The sequence below is a fragment of the Pseudomonas sp. Irchel s3f7 genome (genome assembly GCF_900187615.1).
Classification (GTDB): Bacteria; Pseudomonadota; Gammaproteobacteria; order Pseudomonadales; family Pseudomonadaceae; genus Aquipseudomonas.
This window is the reverse complement of record NZ_FYDO01000011.1, coordinates 114,314-137,777: the sequence shown is the minus strand read 5'-3', so window position 1 is coordinate 137,777 and position 23,464 is coordinate 114,314. Positions and strand designations below refer to the sequence as shown.

Here is a 23,464-nt window from a genome sequence, read left to right as displayed (position 1 = left end):
GACAGGTATGAGACGGAATCCAATCTATGGCAGCCCTGAAAAACGATGTCAAAGCCTTCATCGTTCAGGCTTTGGCGTGCTTTGACACGCCCACGCTCGTCTCTCAAAGCGTTAAGCAAGAATTCGACATTGATGTGACCCGTCAGCAGGTTGAACAGCACGATCCAACGAAGCGTGCAGGGGTCAATCTGGCGGCGAAGTGGCGAACCCTGTTTGAGGATACCCGCAAGCGCTTTCGTGAAGAGACGGCAGAGATCCCGATCGCCAACCGTGCGTATCGACTCCGGGCGCTCGGCCGCATGGCTGAAAAAGCCGAGAACATGAAGAACATGGCGCTGACTGCTCAGTTGCTGGAGCAGGCTGCCAAGGAAGTCGGGGATGCCTACGTCAATCGTCGCGTGGAGCCTGACAAGTCGCTGGACGACGAGATCAAGCGACTGAACATTCAGAAGCTACAGCGCGAACTGGAAGACCCGGATAAGGGCCTGCCAGAGCCCAAGCAAGTAATCATCGGGGTTGAAGATGCAAGCGATCCTGATGCTGAACAAGCCTCAATTTGAGTTCATCAAAAGTCACTACAAGTTCATGGCCTTCGTCGGAGGCTACCGCAGCGGTAAGACCTTCGTCGGCTGTGTGCGGATGTGCATCAATGCTTTGGAGTTCCCTGGTATTCCCCAGGGCTACTTCGCTCCCACGTACCCGCAGATCACCGACATCTTCTACGACACGCTCCCGGGAGTCGCAGAGGCGTTCGGTTTGTTCGCTGACATCGTGGCGAGCAACAAGCGTGTGTATCTGCGGGACAAAAAAGGCAGGTGTCTTTCCACCATCGTCTGCAAGAGCATGGAGCACCCGCACCGCATCGTCGGTTTCAACATCGCTCACGCGCTGGTCGACGAGATCGACTGCATGCCGATCAAGAAGGCCGATAGCGCGTGGAAGAAAATCATCGCACGGATGTCGACGGTCTGGCCTGGCCGAGAGCAGAACACCATCGACGTCACGACGACGCCTGAAGGTTTCAACTGGGTCTATCGCAAGTTCATCAAGGAGCTGGCTGCCGACCCGTCGCAGCGCGAGTTCTACGGAATCGTGCACGCTTCGACACGGCAGAACGCCAAGAACCTTCCAAAGGACTACATACCGTCCCTTCGCAAGTCATACCCAGCAAACCTGGTCGATGCGTACATCGACGGTAAGTTCGTCAACCTGACGTCGGGCAGCGTGTACCCGAACTTCAATCGGGTTACCTGCCATACCGATGAGGAAATTCACCCGGGCGAGGATCTGCATATCGGGATGGACTTCAACATCAACCGGATGGCGGCCTGCGTATTCGTCATTCGCAACGGCGAGCCGCTGCTACTGGATGAGCTCACCAACCTGTTCGATACGCCGGCCATGATCGAGGCGCTGGACACGCGCTATCAGGGTAAGCACAAGATCACCGTCTACCCGGACGCCAGCGGCAAGAACCGCAAGAGCGTCAACGGCAGCGAGTCGGATCACAGCCTTTTGAGGCAGGCCGGCTACTCGGTTCGCGTCAACCCATCAAACCCGATGGTTCGCGACCGGGTTCTGGCAGTCAACGCCATGTTCCTCAATGGCGAAGGCCAGCGCCGCCTGAAGGTCAATACGGACAAGTGCCCGGTAACCACTCAGGTTCTGGAGCAGCAGGCCTACAACGAGCAGGGCGAGCCCAACAAGGACGGCACGGAAGACCCGGCCGACGCCTTCGGCTACTTCGTCGTGCATCGATACCCGATCGTCAAACCGGCGAAAACCCAAACCCAAGACCTGAGAATTTAACCATGAGCAACGACGACCCGAGCATCAAGCTCCCGGCGGTAGACCGCATGCGCGAGTATTGGGCCATTGTCGATCCGCTGATGGGCGGGACTCAGGCCATGCGGGCGGCTGGCAAGGCCTTGCTGCCTCAGTACCCGGCTGAAAAGGATGACACCTACAAAGAGCGCCTGGCCCTGTCCACGCTGCTCCCGGCCTACGCCGAGACGGTCAGCAGCAGCACTTCCCGCGTATTCGCCGAGCCTCTTCAGTTGGGAGAAGACATCCCTGAGCCGATCAAGCTGCTCTGCGACGATATCGACCTGGGCGGCAATGACCTCAATTCGTGGTCGGTCGAGTGGTTCCGCTCGGCGCTGGCCAGTGGCTTGTGTCACGCGATGATCGAGCATCAGCCAACCCTCGATGCTGAGGGTAACAAACTGTACAAGACCGTCGCCGAGGAAGAGGCGGCAGGGGTTCGCCCTTACGCCGTCATCATCAAGCCGGGCCAGGTGCTCGGCTGGCGCTTCAGCGGCGGCAAGCTTATGCAGGTTCGCTACATGGAGTCGGTCGAGGTCGCAGACGGTGACTTCGGCATCAAGTGCGTGGATCAAGTCCGCGTGCTGGAGCCGGGCAGCTGGCGTACCTACCAAAAGGCCGAGAAGGGTGGCGCCTGGGAGCTGAACGGGCAGGGCCCGACCAATCTCACATACATTCCATGGGTGACGTTCTACACGGGCCGCACAGGGCCGATGACGGCTAAGCCGCCACTGCTTGAGCTGGCCCACCTGAACGTCAAGCACTGGCAGTCACAGAGCGACCAGGACAACTTGCTGCACGTTGCCCGCGTCCCACTGCTGTTCGTGTTCACCGACAATGAAGAATTCCAGCTGACTATCAGCTCGGCCAGCGCGACCCGCATGCCGAAGGACGGCAACGCCAAGTACGTCGAGCACACCGGGGCAGCAATCACCGCCGGCCGCGACTCACTGAACGATCTGGTCGACGATATGCGCATGGCCGGGGCGAAGCTTCTCCAGAAGGACAAGCAGGTCGTGAAGACGGCGGCACAGGCTAACGAGGAAGCGGCGCAGGAATTGTCCCCGCTGGCTCGCCTGGCTGGCCAGTTCGCTGACTGCATTGCCCAGTTGCTCCAGATTCTGGCCGATTACGGCAGCCTGGGCGAAGGTGGCCACGTCGAAATGCGAGGCAACTTCGACAGCGACTTCGCGCCTGAAGTGTCTCTGCCCAACCTGATCAGCATGGCCAACTCCGGCAAGCTCAGCGACGAAACGCTCTACTCCGAAATGCAGCGCCGCGGCGTCATCAGTGACGAGATCGACTGGGAGTCCGAGAAGGCGCGCATCGAGGAACAAGGACCAGCACTAGGGGCGCTCTGACATGGCAACGGTCAACGAGCAACTGCAATCGGCATCGATCGGTCATGCGGTTGACCTGCAACACCTCAGCAATTCCGAGGCGCGCAAGGTCATCAAGCTGCTGAACAGCGTGGATGCCGACCTTCGCGCCAAGCTGATCGATGCCATCGAGCGCCTGGGTGCCGACTCCTACACGGCCAAGCACCTCAACGCCGTGCTGGTCTCGGTGCTGGAGCTGAACAAGTCGATTTATGCCTCGATTGGCGAGGTCATGGCTGAGTCGGTCGTCGACATCGGCCAGTACGAGGTCGAGTATCAGGGGGCGCTGTACACGCGGGTCATTCCCGGCCAGGTTCTGGTCGAGGTCAAGCTGAACACGGTCAACCTGGCGCAGGTGCGAGAAATCGCGCTCAGTCGACCATTCCAGGGGCGCTTGCTCAAGGAATGGATAGGCGACCTTGAGGCAGGCCGGGCGGCGAAGATTCGCGACGGCATCCGCATCGGCATGACCGAAGGCCAAACCACTGACCAGATCGTTCGCCGCATCATGGGCACCAGGGCCGAGGGCTACGCTGACGGCTTGATCGAGCGCAGTCGGCGCGACCTTGATTCAGTGGTGCGGACGGCGATCAGCCACACAGCACAGGGCGCCCGCGAGGCCTACTACCAGCAAAACGACGACCTTGTCGACGAGGTTCGCTGGCTCAGCACTCTAGACAATAAAACATCCGCCCCATGCCGACTGCGTGACCGTCTCGTCTACACCAACGACAGCAGGCATGCGCCAGTCGGCCACAAAGTCCCCTGGCTCAGCGGACCGGGCAAGCTGCATTGGTGCTGCCGGTCGACCTCGATGCCAATCATCAAGAGCTACGAGGCGCTGAAGCTGTCCAAAGGCCTGCCAGAAGGCACGCGGGCGAGCATGGACGGCCAGGTGCCGCAGTCCACGAATTACGGCGACTGGATCAAGTCGCAGAGCGCAGCAAGACAGGATCAGGTGCTGGGTCCGGCGCGCGGCAAGCTGCTGCGTGATGGCGGGCTCGATCTGGATCAGTTCTACAACGACAAGGGCAAGCTGCTCACCCTTGATCAGCTACGCGAACAGGACGCCGCGGCATTCGCCAAAGCCGGCCTGTAACCACAAACCAAATCATTCAGCCCTGGCATACGCCGGGGCTTTTTATTGCCTGTCTGTTCGGATGAGCGGGGCGCACTGGGCCGGATGGCCTGCTAGGAGAAACAATGAAACTCAAGATCGTTGAAGTCGATGGCAAGCAATACGCGGAAGTCCTGGATGGGAAGCCCGTATTCACTGGTGACGACGGCAAGGACATTGCGTTCGATGCTGTTGGCACCCGCGACACCATCACCCGGCTGAACGCCGAGGCCAAATCGCACCGCACCCGCGCCGAGACTGCCGAGGGCCTGGTAAAGACCTTCGAAGGTATCGACGACCCAACTGCAGCCCGCAAGGCTCTGGAGATCGTCTCCAATCTCGATGCTAAAAAACTGGTGGATGCCGGCGAAATCGAGAAGGTGAAGGGCGAAATCAGCAAGGCCTTCCAAACCCAGCTGGATGAAGCCAACGGCAAGGTGCAGACCTTTGAGCAGCAGCTGTATGCCGAGAAGATCGGCGGCAGTTTTGCCCGCTCGAAGTACATCGCCGACAAGCTGGCCGTGCCGGTAGACATGGTTCAGGCCACGTTCGGTCAGAACCTGAAGATCGAGGAAGGCAAGGTCGTCGCCTATGACGCCCAAGGCCAGAAGATTTTCAGTCGCTCCCGTCCAGGCGAACTGGCCGACTTCGACGAAGCCATCGAGACACTTGTTTCGCAGTACCCCCACCGCGACCACATCCTGAAGAGTTCCAACGCCAATGGCGGCGGCGCTCAGGGCGGTGATGGCGGCAATTCCGGCGCCAAGGGCAACTTTGGCGGCAGCAAAGCAGATCGCGTAGCAGCCATTAAGGCCATGACCGCAACAAGTTAAGGAGCAACTATGTCCCTGTCGAACATGAAGGTATTCAACGAATACCTCAAGAAAACCACCATCGAAACCCTGGCGCAGGACGTTGAAAAATTCAACGCCGCCTCCGCTGGCTCCATCCGCCTGACCACTCAAGGTATCGACGGCGACTTCCTGCAAGAGTCGTTCTGGGCTGGCCTGCACAGCGCTCAGCGCCGTGTTGACCGCTATGCCGCCAACGGCGCGCAGGCTGCAACCCCGCTGACCCAGAAGCAGTACGACTCGGTGAAGATCGCCGGCGGCTTCGGCCCGATCCTGTGGGAGCCTTCGCAGCTGTCGTGGGTTGAGAAGAACCCGGAAGAAGCCCTGGAAGTGATCAGTCGCAACCTGTCCGAAGCCATCATGTCGGACCAGCTGAACACCGCCATCGCCGCTCTGGTCGCCGCCATTGGCAACCAGCCAACCGCCACCAACGATGTATCCGCCACCGCCGGCGTGGACTACGTCGCCATCAACAACGCGCACGCGCTGTTCGGTGACGCCTCGCAGCGCCTGATCGCCCAGGTCATGACCGGCGCCATGTACCACAAGCTGATCGGCAAGAACCTGGTCAACGCCGAAAAGCTGTTCACCTTCAGCGGCGTGCAGGTTGTCGACATTCTGGGCAAGGCGGTGATCATCACCGACGCCGCCGCGCTGTACGAGGCCGGCACCCCGAACAAGCAGAAGGTGCTGAGCCTGGCCGACGGCGCTGCGATGGTGATGGATGGTTCCGACCTGATCACCAACATCCAGACCTCCAACGGCAAGGAGCGCATCGAGACCACCATGCAGGCCGACTACACCTTCGGCATGGGGCTCAAGGGCTACACGTGGGACACCGCCAACGGCGGCAAGTCTCCGACCAGCGCTGAGCTGGCCACCGGCACCAACTGGGACCTGGTTGCGAACAGCATCAAGGCCTCGGCTGGCGTTATCACCATCGGTGACGCTACCAAGTAATCGAGACGGCGGCCTTCGGGTCGCCTGATCCACCTGCCAGGAGTCCACCATGGACGAGAAAGTCGTTTACGAGAAACACCCGGTCACCGCTGAGCGCAAGGCTGAACTGCGCCAAAAGGGTTACAAGATCATCGACGCCAAGTTCGCGCCGGATGACTACAAGCACCCTGAGCCGATGAAGAAGGGGGCTTCGGGTGGTGACAAGCCGTCCAAAGGACTGCGGGTCGAAGAGATCAAGGTGAAGCTGACCGAGAAAGGCATTCAGTTCGATGCTGAAGCCGAGCGGCCAGCCCTGGCCGAGTTGCTCGACAAGGCTGACCAGGAATAACCCATGACCGACTTCATCACTGTTGCAGACGTTGACGCATTGCTGGGGTCGGGCTGGGCGGGTGCCGGTGATCCGGTTATGTCTGTGATGCAGGCCAACGCCTGGCTGACCAGCAAGATAAAGCGTCCTGTTCCCGCCGAAGTACCGGCCGAGATCAAACAGGCCGGCGCCCAAGTTGCAAAAGTCGCCTCGACTGGATCCCTGTACAAGGCCACCGACCGCGAGACGGTGAGCGAGTCGGTATCGGCTGTCTCTGGCACGTCCGTCAGTGAAACCTACGTTCAGGGCTCTGTCGCGCTGTCTTCTGGGGAGAACTTCGCCTTGGCGCTGATCTACCCATGGACCACCGGCACCAATTCCATTCCGATGGTGAGGGGCTGAGCATGGGCCTACAGGAAAAGCTTCAGACCAAGCTGGCCAAGGCGTTCGACGGGAAGCTGGCCGATGCTGTGTCGGCGTTCACTGGCTCGTATCAGGGGCCAGGCGTGTGGGACCCGGTCGAGGAAACCACCACGGCCATCACCGTGACCTACACCGGGCGCGGCGTGCTGGCCAAGTGCGAAACCAAACGCATCGACAACATCAACATTCTGTCGGGCGACCTGCAGCTGATCGCGCTGACCAATGAGGTCACGGACCGTCCAGCAGAAGGGCACACGATCGCGGCGCCGGATCTGGCCGACCGGGCCAAGAGCGTCAGTTACGTGGTCAAGGGCGTGCAGGTTGATCCAGCGTCAGCCACCTACCAAATACAACTGAGGGCGCCGTAATGGGCAAGGGCTGGAGCTTTCCGCCAAGCGCCTTTGCGGTGCAGATCGACGAGGAAGTCAGCAAACGGGTCAGAAATATCGCCTTGGCGCTGCTCGGCGAAATCATCGAGAAATCACCGGTTGATACCGGGCGGTTCCGTGGCAACAACATCGTCAGCATTGGCTCGCCGGTCTACACATCCACAACTGACGTTGATCCGAGCGGTAACGAAACGATCAGGCGTGGCGGGGCAGTCCTGTCGGGTCTGGAGCCGTACACCCAAGTCTTCATACAGAACAACTTGCCATATGCCGAGCGCCTCGAAAACGGCCATTCAAGCCAGGCGCCGACCGGTATTTATGGGCTGTCCTTCATCGGCGTGAGCGAGGTCTACAAGTGACATATGAAGACATCCGCAAGCTGATCACGGCGCGCATGGTCGCCTTTACCGACCTGCCGCAGTCGAGCATCGACTACCCGAACACCCCGACCTTCACGCCTCCGGCTGCCGGACTCTGGTGCCGCCTGAACATCCGGCACGCAACGGCCTTCATGGCTGGCATGGCTGACAAGCCGTACACCCGCAAGCCTGGGCAGATCAGCATCCAATGCTTCGCACGGCTCGGCACCGGCCTTAAGGCGCTCAGCGTCCTGTCTGATCAGCTCGAAGCGCACTTTGCCTACTGGCAATCAGGCGACCTCGAATGCCTGGAGGCGAGCCAGATACCGGCCGGCGAGTTCGAGGGCTTCTACCAGATCAACGTCAATATCCGGTTTCGCGCCGGCTGAGAGGAAACATGCAGAGCCACAATTTCAAGCCAGGCGTGTCAGGGTGGAAGCTCCACAAAAATGGCGCGTTTGAATTTCACTCGTCGGGCGACCCATGCCTTGCCAGTCTTGGCAAAAAGGAACAGCCAAAGCCATTTGTCGTAGTCGACGGCGTGACCTACATCAGCGAGGCCGAGGTGGAGCGCGGATCAATCACCAATACGAAGATCGGTGATAGCTGGTCGATCAAGATGGAGTTGCGCGACGGGCAATATTTCGCGGCCGGGATTGGTCTTGGAGTAGGTCAGTGTTTTTGCTCAGGTGGATACACCGGTGGCGACCAGAAGCCTGCTGATCAAGACCTCGTTGATCTGATTCGGGAGGCCGTATCGAAAGGCGCGAGCGACGGATACCGCGCCGTGCTGGAAGATCTCAAAAAGTCCACCTGAGCAGAGCGCCCTCTGACTCATTCTCGGCCCGCCGCGCGCGGGCTTTTTCATGTCCGCAATCTGGAGACTCACTATGTCGAGCGGCGCCAAAGTCACAAGTTACATCATCCCCGAGGTGACGCCCGGCGTTACTCCCGGCTCCGGCACCTGGGACACGCTACGGCTGACCGGCAATGCCATGACTCCGACCGTCAACACGGCTACCAGCGACGAGATCACCGACTCGCGGATCAGCCAAGGTTCGGTCGTGACCAGTACCGACATCGGCGGCGACCTGACCGCCGAGCTGTCCTATGGCAGCTTCGACAAGCTGCTTGAGGCCGCTTTCTACGGCAACTGGACCGCCAACGTGCTGACCGTGGGCGACGTGCGCCACACATTCTCGATCGCCAAGAACTACATGGATGTGGGTGTTTACTCCCTGTTCAAGGGCGTGCACATCCCGACGTTCGCTCTGGACATCCCGAGCGACGGCAAGGTCACCGTCACCTTCGGCACCGCCTGCCTCGATTACACCGACAGCGATGCGCCGATCGTGCTTGCGCCGGCGGCACCGACTTCCACCCCGTTCATGAGCAACGGCAACGTCGGTACCCTCCTGGTCGATGGCGTATCGCTCGAAGGTCAGGCCTGCGTCTCGGCCATGACCATCAGCCTGGATAACGGCCTGCAGGCTCAGCGCTGCATTGGCACCGACAAGATGGGCCCGGGTGCGCAGATCGCCACCGAGGCGGCCATCACCGGCACCATCACGCTCGCCTGGTCCGCGACGGCCTGGGGCATCTGGAAGAACACCTTCACCCGTGTTCCGGTCTCCATCGAATTCCCGATCACCGACAGCGTTGGCAACAAGTACACCTTCAGCTTCCCGGCGGTGGAAGTCGACGGCGAGCTGCCGAGTGGCGGCAAAAAGGATCTGATCGAGGTGACGCTGAATTACACCGTGGCCAAGATCGCTCCGACCATCACCCGCGCGCCATACGTGGCGCCGTAACACCGATTCACCCCTTGACTGCCCCGGTACCAACGCCAGCCGGGGCGGTCCTTTTCGGCGTGGCGTGAGGAATGACCATGGCTTTGCAGCTGAAAAAGAAAGACCAGAACACCTCGGAAACCAAGTGGGTCGCCTATGACGACGACACGAAGGTGCTGCTGGCACGAATTGATAACCCTGAATACCAAGTCGCCCTTGAGCGCGAGCGCCGCAAGCTGCGCAACGCTGACGCACAGTTCGGCGTCGGTGTCGTGGGTGCAGTCGAAGGCGAGGTGACCGAGCATCAGACCCAGTGCAAGCTGATTAGCCAGTTCATCGTCAAGGACTGGACTGGTGTGCAGGACGAGGGCGGTAACCCTCTGCCGTACAGTTCCGAGGATGCCGAGCAGATGCTCGATGCGAACCTCGGGTTTTTCCTGTTCGTCTTGCGTGAGGCTTCCGCATCGGCACTGGAGGCGCAAAAGGCCCTGGTCGAGACCGTGGGAAAGCCGTTGCCCGCCTCCGGTGGGAAAAAGAGTGGGGCGGCGAGACAGAAAAGCGCCGGCTGATTTACCAGCGGCTTGGCATGGCGGTTCCAGATGAGCCAGAGAGCGACCCGATCACGGCCTACCTGCTGAATCTCTACCGCAACGTCTGCCGAGGTCGCCGGTACATCGCCAGCATGGCCGGTGCCTTCCCGTTGCCTCTGTCGGCGCGTGAGATATCTGATTGGCTGGAATCGCATCCATCGCCATTACCGCGGGATGAAGTCGACGAGGTGGTGTTCGCGCTGGATGCGGTGTGCCTGGCGGGGAGTACGGATTGAAATTTCATGATGCGGCAGGGCCGCAGGAGACGAGCATGCTTACTGATGCGCAAAAGAAATCTATCGAGGAGGAGTGTAAGAAAAGGGCCGAAGCAGATTTTGTTCTGTTCGGCCCTCCCGGCGCGAATTAAGCAGCCGGGGCTTCGATGCGAGCTAGATCGGAGACCAAGTTCTCAAGGACAAGATTGAAAATTTCTTTGTTTTCGGCAGCTGGATACTCTGCATTGATATGGCTTTGTAGCCTGGCGGTGTAAAGGTCGGCATTGAGTGCGCCGTTTTGCTTGAGGCTCGCTGCAAGGCACTGAAGCGCTAATCCAAGAGCGCGAACTTCACTTTGGCTTGCTGGTATTCCTGACATCTTGACCTCCAGGTCATATCCGCGCCGAAACTGGCGCAATCCCAGTCCTTGGGCTTGCAGGCAAAGGACTGGGTAATCCTATTGTGGGCAGAAGGCTACTATTCAGAGGCAGCAAGTAGCTACTGGGGATTCGTACAGGCGCACCTCAATTGGACAGGTTCATGCCAAAACAGTAGCTTTCAATTCACAAAAGAAAATCACCTGCATCAGGGAAGGCTATGTCTATCAAGCTCATGACGTTAATGGTTACAGCAACCCCACTACTGGTGAGCTGCATTTTCCTTCCGATGAGCGCCGAGGAAAAAGCGAAATACGCTGAATTTCATCGCCAAACCGAGTCTCCGGCAACTTACGAAGCTATGGACTGCAATACACTATTAATTACGCAAACGAGCTACGAGCAGTACGCAACTCCCAGAACGGAGAAAATCCGGCAAGTGATTGGTCAGGTAGTTACTCAGCGAGGATGTACGGGCACGGTCGCAACCAATCCAGGGGTTGCAACGAGCGCTTCACCAGCCACGCAGATTGTTCCAAGAGCTACCCCAAGTCAGATTCCTTTGGCGGCGGTGCCGGCACCGGCTGTCAAACCGGTTCCTGTAGGACGTTTAGGGGCGCATATAAGTCCAGTGACTCCGGCAATAGTCAAAAGCTTCGGTTTAGCCTCTGAAAAGGGTGTTTTGGTTTTCGGGCCTGAGGCAGGAATCGATGCCGCGAAAATGGGGCTTCTACCTGGCGATATTATTTTGGAGATCGCAGGCACTCCGGTGAATAGTCCTCCTGAGGTTACAGCCATCATTAGCCGCATGACCCCGGGTGATAACGCATCAATAAAGGTATGGCGCTATCGTGCCGTCACCGACGTTCGGATCGAGGTTTCCGATAGCCAACTGTGAGCCAACCTTGGTAAAACCACAGCGCCGTGCAATCTCCTCTTTCAGGGCGAGGAAGAATCATAAACCCCAGCCACCCGCTGGGCTTTTTCGTACCTGCCCCTCGGATGTTACATTGCCACCTTTCCCACAGGAGTGACCTGCATGAAATTGATCGTAGGGGCGTTGGCTGTTGCGGCCGTGATGGCGAATTGACTCTTATTCGAAAGCCGCTGTAGATTCGAGCGCAGTACCGCCTCGACCTGCATGTGCAGACGAGCTATCAGTCACGAAATTAAGGGAATGAAATTGGCCAAACTCATGTGGATTGTCACCGTGTTCATGTCGTTGCTCGGTGCAGTTGTTGGTTTCGGCGGGATGATATTGGCGAAGAGCGCTCCTCAGGAGGCGGCTGCTGCTGCGATGGGACTGACTTGCGCAGTGATTCCTTACTGTATTGCTCGGGCGTTCACTGAGCTTCGCTCTCTGTAGTGGCGATTGGAAGCGTATAGAGCCCAGCCCACCAGCTGGGCTTTTTGCATCTGGCGCCCAGTCAGCCTGTTTGGCATGGCTGGTTAATAGTGCGGGATATATGGCTGAGAGCGAAGGTCCCACGTCTGCGGGTCTTCGTAGCAGCGGTGAAACTCGTACTCGCTGTGCTTCAAATGGACTTTTGGGAGCTTTCCGTCAAAGTCATCTGTCAGCGCCGAGAAATACTTCGCTCCTAGGTAAACCCCTTTGATAGCGGAGCTCGGGACCTGAAAATCTTGGTAGCGAACCTGGGGCGTGTAGTCCACGCGACGTGCTACGCGAATTTCCTCTTCATACGACCAATGCAGCGATTTGTAGAGGAACAATCGCTCAAGCATGAGCCTGTCATGCTGCGCAGAAATTTCGTCGTGATAGGGGAGCATGTCGCCGTCCACGCTTGGCCTGACAGTCGTGTAAATGATGTTGCCAGCGCTGGCAGTTATAATGTTTGCATCGGCGCATTCGAGACCTGCCTCCTCAGCGTCTAAAGCGACCACCCCGCCAGTATGGTTCTGCCCATAGTGGGCCCACATCAATAAATTCAGCGGATTGCGAGTCAATGACAGGACGCCGATAGCGTTTCTGATAGCAAACAGTCTGTCTGCATTGGTCGAGCCAACGGCATGGATATTAAGCCCTCCCATTGTCGCCCCTGCTGAGGCTGCGCAATCAAAGGGGTCGTTGAAGTTTACCGGCTTCGTGAATCTGACGATTCGCTCGGTCAGGCAGGCATCTAGTCCCTCTAGGCTCATGTATTTGTAAACAATCATCGTGGCCTCCTTTCGCGCTGGCTGGGCCGGGCTTTGGCGCTTGCGGTGGATGGTGGTAGATTGCTGCCATCTACAGGGAGGGTAACAAATGAGGGCGATACACGGTTTTATTGCTTTAGCGCTGCTGTTTTCGGCACAGATATTTGCGAAGGATTTCACATCAGAGCAAAAAAAGAAGCTACAGGATGTGGTGAGGGATCAGCTCCTAGACTCCGAAAGCGCCAAGTTTAAGCTTGGAAAATATCAGGGCGGCACGGTTTATTGCGGACTAGTCAATTCTAAAAATAGTTTCGGCGGCTATGCAGGCAATGCGGTATTCCAAGTATTTGTATTGCCATCGGGAGGGTATCAATTCCTGGGCATGGGAGATGGGGATAGCGAAAGTGTTCCCAGCGTGACAATCACGCAAAGTTGTGCAGAACACGGCTATAAATTATAAATATTCACATCCTAAAGACCCGCCTTGAGCGGGTTTTTTTATGTCAGGAGAAAAGCCATGGCGCAGACATCCCGCCTCGTCATTGAGTTGGACAGCCGAGACGCCGAAGCAAAGGCGGCTGATACGCGCAAGGCGCTTGAGGCGCTGGAAGATGCAGGTCTGAGAGTTCAGCCGGCACTAAACAAGGCCGGCGCCGGCATGGAGAAAATGGGCAAGGACGCCGAAAAGGCTACCAAGTCCATCGAGGATGAAGCCGACGAACTGGAGAAGCTGCTGGGGCAGATTGATCCGGTGGTTCGCCGCTTGGGTGAGCTGGACAAGCAGGAGCAGGACCTGGCCAAGCATCGCAAGGCCGGAAAGCTCGACACTGCCACCTATAACGAATATCAGGCCAAGATCAACCAGGCACGCACCGGCCTGACTAAGTTCGATGACTCGCTGACCCGTACCGGAAACACTGCCAAACATACAGCGGCAGCCCTTCGAGGCGTGCCTGCGCAGTTCACTGACATCGCGGTATCGCTCCAGGGCGGCCAGAACCCGCTGACGGTATTCCTGCAGCAGGGCGGCCAGCTCAAGGATATGTTCGGCGGCGCTGGGCCGGCGGCCAAAGCGCTGGGCGGCTACGTCCTCGGCCTGATCAATCCGTTCACCGTGGCTGCCGCGGCAGTCGGCACGCTTGGCCTGGCCTACTACCAAGGATCAAAGGAGGCTGACGCCTACAGTCAGGCCCTGATTCTGACGGGCAATGCGGCAGGTACAAGTGCTGGCGCCATTAGCTCAATGGCCGCCAATGTCAGCAGATCCGTGGGAACTATCGGTGCGGCATCGGTAGTGCTGGCTCAGCTGGCCGGCTCGTCGAAAATACCCGCATCGTCGTTCGAGATGATCGCTACTGCAGCGCTCAAGATGGAGGACGCCACCGGAAAGGCTGCAAGCCAAACCGTGGCGGACTTCGAGAAGCTGGCGAAAGATCCAGTGAAGTACTCGGCAGAGCTAAACGAGCAGCTTGGCTACCTGACTGCGTCAACTTACGCGCAAATTGAGGCACTGGCGAAGCAGGGCGATCAGCAGGGAGCTGCAAACCTTGCTGAGAAGGCCTACGCCGAAGCTATCAGCTCGCGGGCCGACCTCATCAAAAGCAAGCTCGGTCTTGTCGAAACTGCATGGGACGGGGTTAAGTCGGCAGCCAAGGGCGCATGGGATGCAGTCCTGGACATTGGCCGGGAAGACACGTTCGAGCAGAAGCTGATCAAGCTTGAGGATCGGTTGAATCGGGTGCGCAACGCCAAGACGCCGACCATCTTCGATGACAATCCAAACCTTGGAGAGCTTGGTGCAGGCGAAAGCGGAGCGCAGTCGGCAATCACCGATCTGTATGTTCAAAAGGCCGAGGATGATCGCCGAGCCGCCGCCAAGGCTGAGGCGCTGCGCCTGGATAAGAAATCAATCGAGAGCCAAGGGAGGCTTAGCCAGGAGCTGAAGAATTCGGCATCAAATGCTGAAAAGCTGAAAGCACGGTACGCCGAGATCGATGAGCTGATCGCGTCCGCAAGTCGCCGCGGCCGGACGTATACAGAGGCTCAAATCAAGCAGCTGAAAGACGCAGCGGCAGAGCAGTACAAGGAGAAAAAGCCGGAGGCTGCTAAGGCCTACACCGAAAGCGCCGGCCTCAAGATGCTGGACGCAGCCCGGCAGACCAATGCCGTGCTGCTTCAGCAGAGCGTCTCAATCAGTGGACAAGGCATCGCAACACAGAAGCTAGGCGCCCAGGCTCAGGCACTGATCCGCTGGGAGCAACAGCTTGCCGACATTAAGTCGAAAAGCACGCTCACCGCCGATCAAAAGGCGCTACTGGCCAGTCAGGATCTGATCACCGCCCAGCTCAAGAAGAACTCTGCGCTTGAAAAGGAGGTCGAGCTACGCAAGGCATCCAAGGAGGAGGTAGATAAGCTGGCCGCCTTCCAAGCCAACCAAGGCAGCAGGCTCAGCACCGCCAAAGAGGGGCTGAATTCAAACCTTGCCGGTTTAGGTTTGGGCGATGAAGCGCGGGACAGGCTGAAGCAAGACATGGCCATCCAGCGCGATTACGCCAGACAGTCTGCCGATCTCCTTGAACAACGTAACACTGGGAAAATCAGCGCCGATCTGTACGCCAAGCAGAACACGATAATTCAGCAGGGCTTGGCCGACCGCCTCGCCATGCAGCGGCAGTATTACTCGGATGTAGATAAGGCGCAGTCGGATTGGTCTATCGGCGCTTCTTCGGCATTTCAGAACTACGCCGAGCAGGCCGCTGACGTTGCCGGACAAACCCGCGACCTGTTCACCAACGCCTTCAGCAACATGGAAGACGGGATTGTCGATTTCGTGAAAACCGGGAAGCTGTCCTTCAGCGATCTGGCTGACGGAATCATTGCTGACCTGGTCCGAATTAGTGTGCGGAAGGCGGCAGTCGGCATATTCAGCAGCTTTGCCGGTGCCGGGTTCGGTATGGGCTTCTCCGATGGCGGTTATACCGGTGACGGCGGCAAGTTCGAGCCGAAGGGCGTGGTGCACGGCGGCGAGTTTGTTGTTAACAAGGAAGTGGTCAGCCAGCCTGGCGCCCGAGAGTTCCTTGAGCGCATGAACGCGAATACCAAGGGCTATGCGGACGGCGGATATGTCGGGTCTACCGCTGCGGCTACGAAATCCAACGTTGTGCCGATCTCGTCGGCATCAACAGCCGCTCCGCTCATTCACCAAAGCTTCAGCTTTCAAGGCACACCAGACGACGCGACCGTCAACATGGTCAAGGAGGCCGCGATGCAGGGGGCGAAAGGTGGCTACGAGCTTGTCGTCCGTGACCTGAAAATGAACGGAACCATCCGCCAGCTGATCGCGCGGCGCTAAAGCATTTAAGGAGTACTGCATGGCTCTCACGTGGCCGGCTTCGCTGCGCCCGTCAGAAATGACGTGGGGCATCGTTAACAACAGCAGGGCGTTCACTTCGACGCTTTCGAATGCCCAGCAGATCGTCGGCTACCCGGGGGCGTACTGGCAGTGCACGTTGACCTTCGGGCTGCTCACCAGAACCCAGGAGCGCGAGCTGTCGGCGTTCCTCGGGCGACTGGATGGGATGTTCGGCACGTTCAACCTTCCAGCCTTCACCCGGCGTCGAACAGCGAGCATTGGCGCGCTCACGGTCGTCACCGGCAATGCGCAGGCGCGCAACATGCTCATCGCCGGAGCCGCGCCCAGCACGGCCATTTTCAGCGCAGGCGACTACATCACCATCGCCGGCGAAATGTTCGAGGTCACCGATCCGGCATCATCGAACGCGCAGGGAAATGTGACGGTCCTGCTCAACAAGCGGATTCGCAAGTCTCTCACGGCGGGCGCCGCAGTCGAGTACCTGAACCCGTACTCGGAAATGCGCATGACCACCGATACATGGGCGATGTCCGTCAAGCCGGTGATCGCAAACGGCAGCTACCAATTCAGGGAGGCGTTCTGATGCCATCAGCATTCCCGTTTAGCCAGAACGTCGTGAACATCATCGCCACCGGCAAGTTCATGCCTGTATACGCGGTGCAACTCGACTTCGTTGACGGCATGGTCTTCGCGCACACCGGTACCGGAGATCTTGTGGTCGACGGGATCACGTACCTGGGAGTTGGCAATTTCGGCCAGGTCAGTCAGTCGCAGGAGAGTGACAACTCAGGCTCGCCAATGTCGGTCGAGCTGACCCTGAGCGGCCTGGATGCGTACATCCTGTCCGAGACTAACGTGCGCGGCTGTCGCGGGCGTGCAGCCAAGGTCATGTTTGTCGTGTTCGACGAGGCTGGCAATTACGCGGCGGACATCCTGTTTTCGGGGCGAATGGATGCTTCCAAATTCTCGTTCGCCGGTAATGGCCAGGACGGCAACAACATTACCGTCCCGGTCATCGACCGCATGGCCGAGTGGAGTCGTACCGGCACCGAGCGCTTCACCGATGAAAACCACCGCGCGCGCCATGAAGGCGACCGGTTCTTCTACGCGATCGCCCAGATGTCCGAGTGGCCCATTTACTGGGGCTCGAGGAAGGACGCACCGACATTCACTTATGGAAGTTAGCCATGCGCTACCGAGACTGGACAACCCGTCTGAACGACGTGATCAAGGCCGCCCAAGAGCGGCCTTTTTCATGGGGCGAATTTGACTGCTGCCTGTTCGCGGCTGACTGCGCGACGGCTGTGTGTGGAGTGGATCCGGCCGAGCAGTACCGCGGCAAATACACGACAGAGACAGGCGCCAAGCGGCAATTGAAGAAGCAGCACGGCAGCCTCGAAGCTGCGTGGGACGCCTGTTTTGTACGGGTTCCGCTGACCTTCATCCAGCGCGGCGACGTGGTGATGTACGACGCACCAGGTGGCCGAAGCATGGCTGTTTTCTGGGCTGGCGATTTTTGGGCAACAACCGACGACGGCGCAGTCCGGGTCGAATGCGAGCCACTGGCCGCGTGGAGAATTGAATGAGCAGCGGCGTAAAGAAACTTGCTCAAGTCGCGGTCGGCGCTGCCATTGGCTTTGCTCAGGGCGGTCCGTGGGGCGCGGTCGCTGGCGCGGCGCTGGCTTTCTACGCCTCCGAGCAACAGGAAAAGCTCAACACCAAGTCGCCGCTACGCGACAACGAGCCGTCCGCACAGACCGTGCGCTCGTCAAAGGCGCCAGTGCGCTTTATCCTTGGCCGGGTTTCCACGGGCGGCGTACTGGTCTGGGCTCAGGAGCAATCAGGTACTCAGGGTGAGGGTGAATGGCTGCACCTGGTTTACGTGTTGTGCGAAGGCGCCATCGATGCGCTGGAAAACATCTACTTAGGCGAAGAGGAAATCTCTTCGTTCGGCGCACTGGCTAGCTATGAGCTGGTCGTCAACCCGACCCAAGTTAACGCGTTTTTGAAGGCTAACTGCCCGGACTGGAAGGACTCGCAGATCGGCCGCGGGCTTTCCTATGTTCGGGTGTCGCTGCGGTATAGCGCAGAAAAATTCCCGTCTGGGATTCCGGATACTCGTTTCGTGGTTCGCGGGCGCAATGATATTTACGACCCTCGCACCGGCACGGCTGTGTACAGCGCAAACACCGCACTGCACCTGCTTTGGTTCCTGCGTAACCGCTGTGGCGTGCCGGACGATGAGATCGTGTTCGAGACCTTCGCCAGTGCCGCCAACGTCTGCGACGAGGCTGTCAGCAACGCCGACGGATCGACCAGTCAGCGCTATAGAACTGCCTGCGTTATTGGCGCCGACGAGCAGCGCACCGGTGTCTTGCAGAAGCTGGAAGCTGCTTCCGGTGGTCGCTTGATCCGTGTCGGCGGGCGCTGGATGTTTCAGGCCGGCGCTTACTACGGCCCATACGACTTCGAGATCACCGAAGACATGGTGATCGGCACGGTCACGGGCAGCACTGAGCCAACCAATGACTCAGCAATCAACACCGTGCGCGGCACGTTCATCGATCCGGAACAGTCCTGGACTGAGACCGACTACCCGGAAGTCAGCGTGTCCGAGTGGATTGTTGAGGATGGCGGCGAGGCAGCGGAAACGCTGACCTATTCGTACGTCACCGATCCATATCAGGCCCAGCGCTTGGCGAACATGGAGCTGCGCCGGCGCCGTGCGGGTGGTGCGATCAGCATCCCGATGAACTTCTCCGGCTATAACTGCCGACCGGGTCGAGTGGTACGGGTCAACCTGCCGTCGCTGAACATCCTCGGCGAGTTCATTGTTTCAGACTGGTCGATGGGCGACAGCGAAGGCTGCACCGTGCAGGTCAAACAGTACGAGGCGGCGATATTCGACGACGCAGTTGGTCAACCATACAACCCGATTGGCTTCATCAACCTACCGGCTGGCGGCCTGGGGTCTCCAACAGGTTTGGCCTGGACGCAGAACACGGGGGCGGAGGTTGTGCAGGGCGTCCTGTCGTGGGCTCCTCCTACCGGGATCGTGTCTTCCTACGTCGTCATCGTTCGCCATGGCGCGACCGCTGTTCAGTCGCATTCGGTGCCAGCGACCTCGACACAGTGCGCCATCAACAGCTTGCCGTCCGGTAACTACACGATGAGTGTGGCGGCAGTAGGGCCAATGGCGAGATCTGGTGAGGCGAGTATTTCCGTCAGCATCAACGGGCCGCCAATCCCTGAGTCCTGCGTGGTGCAGTCCTCGATCGACAACATCGTGTTGATCCCACAGAACACTGCGACCGGCCTGAACGGCGGCACCTACGAGTATTTCTTCAGTACGTCACCGACGGCCACGGCGAATGACGCAGATTATCTGGGGCAGGGCCTTTCCTTCACGCACACAGGACTGGCGTTTTACACGAACTATTACTACTTCATTCGCTCATCGAACGCCTATGGGAAAAGCTCATTCCTTTATGTGCCGACTCAAACCTCTAACGATGTGTCTGCATACCTTGCGGCGCTCGCGGGAAAGATCGGTCGTACCGAACTAGGGCAGGACATCGTCGACGAGATCGACAAGATCCCGGGGCTTCAAGAACAGATCGATGCGCTCGACGGCCTGTCTGCCTACAAGCCTGATCAGGTCTATGAGAAAGACCAGATGGTGGTTGAGGACGACCGGATATTCCAGGCCAAAGGCCAGGTTCCTATCAATACGCCGCCGCCGAACGCTACTTACTGGCTGGATGTCGGTCAGTCGATCGAGACAGCGAATGGGCTGGCGCAACAAGTTGCCTTCAACACAGCTGATATCACCGAGCTCGACGGAGTGGTCACGGCTCAAGCGACGTCGTTCGAGGCGCTGCGGGCATCGTCGAGAGACGACAACGGGGAAGGCGATCTGGCGGATGCGCTGAAAGGCTGGACCAGCACGGCGGCTATTGCTTCCGAAGAGAAGGTTCGGACCTCTGAAAACTACGCCATGGCTCAGCGACTTACCACTCTCGACGCAAGCGTCGGCGAGAACGAGGCCAACATCACCGAGCTGGAACAGGTGGTTGCGACCAATGAGTCAGCGACGGCTACGAAGATCTCCCAGCTGAATGTCTCGGTCGCGAACAACACCGCCGCCATTCAGGAGACCTCAACGGCGTTCGCCGACACCAATGGCAAGTTGTCGACGATGTGGTCGGTGAAAATGCAGGTCGCAGCCGACGGCAAGTACATCGCCGCGGGCATCGGTCTCGGCATCGAGAACACCGGCGCCGGACTGCAAAGCCAGTTCCTAGTTGCCGCAGATCGGTTCGCCATCGTCAACACCATCGCCGGCGGCGCCATTTCGGTTCCGTTTGCGGTGCAGGGCGGGCAAGTGTTCATGAATCAGGCGTTCATTCAGGACGGGACCATCACCAACGCGAAGATCGGCAGCTATATCAGCTCCACCAACTACATCGCCGGCCAGCAGGGCTGGATTCTCAATAAAGACGGAACGCTTGAGATCAACGGCATTATCCCTGGACAAGGGCGGATGGTGATCAACGCGCAGAACGTATCGGTCTACGACGCCAACAATGTGTTGCGTGTTCGACTCGGCTATCTGGGGTGAACAATGGCTTCATTTGGTCTTCGCGTTTTTGATGAAAACGGTGCCCTATCCATGGACACCAACACCTTTACCTACCAGGTGATCTGGCAGGGTGTGATCGACTTCAGTGGCGCCACGCCCAGCTACACGCTGAACATCCCGGGCTTCAACCCGGCCAACTGCGTGTTCATGATCATTCCGACCAGGGCACAGGATGTGCAATCGTCTGAGCTCGACGGCTCGGGAAACGCCAAGTCGTACCCCTACGTCACTCCCGCCATGGGGCAAGTGACCGTCCTACCTAAAAACCCATCAGCCGGTGCGTCCACCGGGCAGACAAGGATCGTCTCAAAGGCCTACGCGATAAGGTTTGCGACATGAGCTATGGATTCCAAAGCATCAATGACAACTCCTTTGTCCAGATCGACTCCGAAGCGCCGCGACTGTGCCTGCTGACCAAAGGATCGTATTCAGGCACCACCAATGCGTCGGGGACATTTGCCCGAGCAATCACCAGCCAGGATCCGCCGCTGGTGTTTATCCGGCCGGATGCAGGCGCTATTCAGGTGCCAATATCGGTGTGGTTCACCGGCGGGCCTGGCAACTGGACCGGCTTCGCCATGAAGGCGTCCAACATCAACGCAACGCTGAGCGGTCAGTATTTCGTGGCCGCTTGGGCTTCGATGGGTACCGCGGCATACGGACTGCGGTTGTGGGATCAGAACGCCGCGCTGGTCTATGACAGTGGCGCACCAGCGGTCGTCGTGACTTTCGCAGCGGGCAACTGGACGTACGTGGGGACCGATGTACTGGCTGTTGGTCGCCGTTACATATGGGCAATTACCAAGGCTCTTGCGGCAGGCGAGTACATCTCGCTCAACCCGTTTGCCATGAACTGCCACAACGATGCTTCTGGCGGCGGTTGCGGGTTGGCCGTCGACTACTCCACCGGCCGAATCATGATGTACAGCCTCGCCACCACCGCCTGGACCGACCAAGGTCACCGGCCATTTCTCTGCGCCAAATTACTGGCCTGACCACCTTATTTCTGGAGATATTCAATGCCCTGGTACAAATCAGGAACGGTGGCGTGCACCCTCAATTCGACGACGGTTACCGGAACCGGCACCGCCTTCGCAGCTAATGCCAGGGTTGGCGATGCCTACCTCGGCCCGGACGGGCGTTGGTACGAGGTCGCGAATATCGCAAGCGATACCGTGCTGTCGATCCTCCCTGCTTATCTCGGTGCGACGGTCGCCGCCGGCATCTACGCACTGGCACCCATGCAGGGCTACACAAAAGAATCGGCCGATACTCTGCGGGCGCTGGTGAATCAGTACGGCGCCATATTGGCCGCACTGGGCACCACCGGCAACTACGACATATTGCCGCCCAACAAAGGCGGTACCGGGATTACGGACCTCTCGGCGTACATCCAGGGACTGCTCAATGACCCTGACGCATCTTCAGCTCGCCTCACCTTAGGTTCCGCCAAGTCTGGAGCGAACAGCGACATTACGTCACTGACAGGCCTGACCACTGCGCTGAGTGCGGCACTTGGCGGTACTGGAGTTACCTCAATTGCCGCGTTGCTGGCCGCACTACAAGCAGCAGGTGCTTACGGAAAGAGCAACGCAGTTGGTGCGGTATCGCAGGCAGGTGGAATTCCAACTGGGGCGATTGTGGACACCGCAACTAACGCCAACGGCACTTACATGAAGCTCTTGGATGGGACAATGATCTGCCATGGGCAACCAGTGGCCGGGATAGATCAAACAACTACAGCTCAAGCATATTCAGCGAATATAAGTCTCCCTGCCGCATTCATTAATGCGGCATACAAGGTCTCTGTAAATAGTACCGGCGTTAACGTAACCAACGTGTTTCAAGGTTATTGCAGATCCAACCCTGTCACGACTAGCGTGTTTCAAATTGTCCAGTATTGGAACTACGTGCAGACTTATACATATACTTATATTGCCATAGGAAGATGGTTCTAATGAAGATCAACCTTTCCCCACTTTCCCCGCAGCGACGCGATGACACGCTGGAAGTGTCTCGCGTTGGCGCCACACTCATCATTAATGGCGAGATCTTCGACTTCTCACGCATGGCCGACGGCGACACGCTACCCTTCGGAGCGATCACGTCAGAGTGGTTTGCAGGCCCCGTGGATAAAGTTGATGGAGAGCTTGAACTGACGCTCTTCTTGCCTTTGCCTGCCAATTTCAGCCCAGAGCAAGCGTTCCCGGTTCCGCTGGAAAACGTGCCGAATGGCCCGGTAGTGTTTCCCGGCCCGCTTCCAGATCCAGAGATAGAGACGGCACCGGAGGACATTGAATGAATATCGACTGGACCAAACTGATTACCAAGTCCATGAAAGATGCAGCGGTGCAGGCTGCACACCTTGTCGTAGTGAAAGCTCAGCTCGCAGCGAAGAATGCCGATGCGGTAACGCAGATCGCCCGAATTCAGGATCGGATCGACACGCTCGGTTATGGCATCGAGGCTGGCGAGGCAACCGCAGAGGACGAAGCCGAGCAGGCCGCGCTGTTGCTCAACCTCAAAGCCTGGAAGGTGTACAAATTCGCACTGGGCAAAGTCACCGCGCAGCCGATTTGGTACGCCGCGCCAGTGTGGCCGGTTGAGCCGGTCGCGCCTGTTATCGTGGCCGACCCGCAAGAGTTGGTCGGAGATCTGATCTAGCGCGATCAAGCAGCACAACGCGCCCACCATCGAGCGGGTATTTTTTTGCC

29 protein-coding genes are annotated in these 23,464 nt (G+C 58.5%); 27 read left to right on the top strand and 2 right to left on the bottom strand.

What is annotated here, in order from left to right:
- Positions 1-26: 26 nt before the first annotated feature.
- The 15 genes from CKW19_RS11865 (at position 27) to CKW19_RS11795 (ending at position 10,225) form a co-directional block, all read left to right on the top strand.
- The gene (locus tag CKW19_RS11865; protein ID WP_095058040.1) at positions 27-560 is read left to right on the top strand and encodes a DUF2280 domain-containing protein; all 534 of its coding nucleotides are present in this window, start codon (positions 27-29) and stop codon (positions 558-560) included.
- Positions 523-1,809, top strand: coding sequence for a terminase large subunit domain-containing protein (locus CKW19_RS11860; protein WP_095058039.1), 1,287 nt, complete (start codon positions 523-525; stop codon positions 1,807-1,809). The genes CKW19_RS11865 and CKW19_RS11860 overlap by 38 nt, the downstream gene beginning before the upstream one ends.
- Before the next feature lie 2 nt (positions 1,810-1,811).
- Positions 1,812-3,185 (top strand): DUF4055 domain-containing protein, encoded by a 1,374-nt coding sequence (locus tag CKW19_RS11855; RefSeq protein ID WP_095058038.1) that lies wholly within the window; start codon positions 1,812-1,814, stop codon positions 3,183-3,185.
- A gap of 1 nt (position 3,186) precedes the next feature.
- Entirely contained in the window at positions 3,187-4,302 is a 1,116-nt protein-coding gene (locus tag CKW19_RS11850; RefSeq protein ID WP_095058037.1) for a hypothetical protein, read from the top strand.
- Between the two features lie 104 nt (positions 4,303-4,406).
- Complete coding sequence (locus tag CKW19_RS11845; RefSeq protein WP_095058036.1) at positions 4,407-5,153, top strand: DUF6651 domain-containing protein; 747 nt, start codon at positions 4,407-4,409, stop codon at positions 5,151-5,153.
- A 9-nt stretch (positions 5,154-5,162) separates the two neighbouring features.
- Positions 5,163-6,131, top strand: coding sequence for a major capsid protein (locus CKW19_RS11840; protein WP_095058035.1), 969 nt, complete (start codon positions 5,163-5,165; stop codon positions 6,129-6,131).
- 49 nt (positions 6,132-6,180) lie between these two features.
- Positions 6,181-6,459, top strand: a complete 279-nt coding sequence (locus CKW19_RS11835; RefSeq protein WP_095058034.1) for a hypothetical protein — start codon at positions 6,181-6,183, stop codon at positions 6,457-6,459.
- Positions 6,460-6,462: 3 nt separating this feature from the next.
- Positions 6,463-6,840 (top strand): hypothetical protein, encoded by a 378-nt coding sequence (locus CKW19_RS11830; RefSeq protein WP_095058033.1) that lies wholly within the window; start codon positions 6,463-6,465, stop codon positions 6,838-6,840.
- A gap of 2 nt (positions 6,841-6,842) precedes the next feature.
- Positions 6,843-7,229: a glutamate 5-kinase gene (locus CKW19_RS11825; protein WP_095058032.1), complete on the top strand. Its 387-nt coding sequence runs from the start codon at positions 6,843-6,845 to the stop codon at positions 7,227-7,229.
- Positions 7,229-7,609 (top strand): HK97 gp10 family phage protein, encoded by a 381-nt coding sequence (locus CKW19_RS11820; RefSeq protein WP_095058031.1) that lies wholly within the window; start codon positions 7,229-7,231, stop codon positions 7,607-7,609. Before CKW19_RS11825 ends, CKW19_RS11820 begins: the two co-directional genes overlap by 1 nt.
- A complete protein-coding gene (locus tag CKW19_RS11815) occupies positions 7,606-7,998 on the top strand; it encodes a phage tail terminator-like protein (RefSeq protein WP_095058030.1) in 393 nt (130 codons plus the stop codon). The genes CKW19_RS11820 and CKW19_RS11815 overlap by 4 nt, the downstream gene beginning before the upstream one ends.
- Before the next feature lie 8 nt (positions 7,999-8,006).
- Positions 8,007-8,426: a hypothetical protein gene (locus CKW19_RS11810; protein ID WP_095058029.1), complete on the top strand. Its 420-nt coding sequence runs from the start codon at positions 8,007-8,009 to the stop codon at positions 8,424-8,426.
- Positions 8,427-8,499: 73 nt separating this feature from the next.
- A complete protein-coding gene (locus CKW19_RS11805; protein WP_095058028.1) occupies positions 8,500-9,420 on the top strand; it encodes a phage tail tube protein in 921 nt (306 codons plus the stop codon).
- A 77-nt stretch (positions 9,421-9,497) separates the two neighbouring features.
- Complete coding sequence (locus CKW19_RS11800) at positions 9,498-9,968, top strand: hypothetical protein (protein ID WP_095058027.1); 471 nt, start codon at positions 9,498-9,500, stop codon at positions 9,966-9,968.
- A 17-nt stretch (positions 9,969-9,985) separates the two neighbouring features.
- Positions 9,986-10,225 (top strand): hypothetical protein, encoded by a 240-nt coding sequence (locus tag CKW19_RS11795; RefSeq protein ID WP_095058026.1) that lies wholly within the window; start codon positions 9,986-9,988, stop codon positions 10,223-10,225.
- A 127-nt stretch (positions 10,226-10,352) separates the two neighbouring features.
- Here CKW19_RS11795 and CKW19_RS11790 read toward each other — a convergent pair whose 3' ends face one another.
- Complete coding sequence (locus CKW19_RS11790) at positions 10,353-10,583, bottom strand: hypothetical protein (protein ID WP_095058025.1); 231 nt, start codon at positions 10,581-10,583, stop codon at positions 10,353-10,355.
- Between the two features lie 218 nt (positions 10,584-10,801).
- Here CKW19_RS11790 and CKW19_RS11785 point away from each other — a divergent pair, with 218 nt between their 5' ends.
- The gene (locus tag CKW19_RS11785; protein WP_095058024.1) at positions 10,802-11,479 is read left to right on the top strand and encodes a PDZ domain-containing protein; all 678 of its coding nucleotides are present in this window, start codon (positions 10,802-10,804) and stop codon (positions 11,477-11,479) included.
- Positions 11,480-12,030: 551 nt separating this feature from the next.
- Here CKW19_RS11785 and CKW19_RS11775 read toward each other — a convergent pair.
- On the bottom strand, positions 12,031-12,756 hold the full coding sequence (locus CKW19_RS11775) for a DUF2971 domain-containing protein (RefSeq protein WP_095058023.1): 726 nt from the start codon (positions 12,754-12,756) through the stop codon (positions 12,031-12,033).
- A gap of 88 nt (positions 12,757-12,844) precedes the next feature.
- Here CKW19_RS11775 and CKW19_RS11770 point away from each other — a divergent pair, with 88 nt between their 5' ends.
- From CKW19_RS11770 to CKW19_RS11720, 11 genes are read left to right on the top strand one after another with little or no spacing between them, the layout of a single operon-like run.
- Positions 12,845-13,195: a hypothetical protein gene (locus tag CKW19_RS11770; protein ID WP_095058022.1), complete on the top strand. Its 351-nt coding sequence runs from the start codon at positions 12,845-12,847 to the stop codon at positions 13,193-13,195.
- Between the two features lie 57 nt (positions 13,196-13,252).
- A complete protein-coding gene (locus tag CKW19_RS11765; RefSeq protein WP_095058021.1) occupies positions 13,253-16,087 on the top strand; it encodes a phage tail tape measure protein in 2,835 nt (944 codons plus the stop codon).
- A 19-nt stretch (positions 16,088-16,106) separates the two neighbouring features.
- The gene (locus CKW19_RS11760) at positions 16,107-16,691 is read left to right on the top strand and encodes a hypothetical protein (RefSeq protein ID WP_095058020.1); all 585 of its coding nucleotides are present in this window, start codon (positions 16,107-16,109) and stop codon (positions 16,689-16,691) included.
- Entirely contained in the window at positions 16,691-17,293 is a 603-nt protein-coding gene (locus CKW19_RS11755; protein ID WP_095058019.1) for a hypothetical protein, read from the top strand. Before CKW19_RS11760 ends, CKW19_RS11755 begins: the two co-directional genes overlap by 1 nt.
- 2 nt (positions 17,294-17,295) lie before the next feature.
- Entirely contained in the window at positions 17,296-17,694 is a 399-nt protein-coding gene (locus CKW19_RS11750; protein WP_095058018.1) for a hypothetical protein, read from the top strand.
- A complete protein-coding gene (locus CKW19_RS11745; RefSeq protein ID WP_095058017.1) occupies positions 17,691-20,729 on the top strand; it encodes a DUF1983 domain-containing protein in 3,039 nt (1,012 codons plus the stop codon). Before CKW19_RS11750 ends, CKW19_RS11745 begins: the two co-directional genes overlap by 4 nt.
- 51 nt (positions 20,730-20,780) lie before the next feature.
- Positions 20,781-21,089 carry a hypothetical protein gene (locus CKW19_RS11740; protein WP_256580327.1) on the top strand — a complete coding sequence of 103 codons (309 nt, stop codon included), beginning with the start codon at positions 20,781-20,783 and terminating at the stop codon, positions 21,087-21,089.
- On the top strand, positions 21,086-21,745 hold the full coding sequence (locus tag CKW19_RS11735) for a hypothetical protein (RefSeq protein ID WP_095058015.1): 660 nt from the start codon (positions 21,086-21,088) through the stop codon (positions 21,743-21,745). The genes CKW19_RS11740 and CKW19_RS11735 overlap by 4 nt, the downstream gene beginning before the upstream one ends.
- A gap of 24 nt (positions 21,746-21,769) precedes the next feature.
- The gene (locus CKW19_RS29060; protein WP_256580326.1) at positions 21,770-22,708 is read left to right on the top strand and encodes a hypothetical protein; all 939 of its coding nucleotides are present in this window, start codon (positions 21,770-21,772) and stop codon (positions 22,706-22,708) included.
- The gene (locus tag CKW19_RS11725; RefSeq protein WP_095058014.1) at positions 22,708-23,052 is read left to right on the top strand and encodes a hypothetical protein; all 345 of its coding nucleotides are present in this window, start codon (positions 22,708-22,710) and stop codon (positions 23,050-23,052) included. Before CKW19_RS29060 ends, CKW19_RS11725 begins: the two co-directional genes overlap by 1 nt.
- On the top strand, positions 23,049-23,414 hold the full coding sequence (locus CKW19_RS11720) for a phage tail protein (protein WP_095058013.1): 366 nt from the start codon (positions 23,049-23,051) through the stop codon (positions 23,412-23,414). The genes CKW19_RS11725 and CKW19_RS11720 overlap by 4 nt, the downstream gene beginning before the upstream one ends.
- Positions 23,415-23,464: the final 50 nt, after the last annotated feature.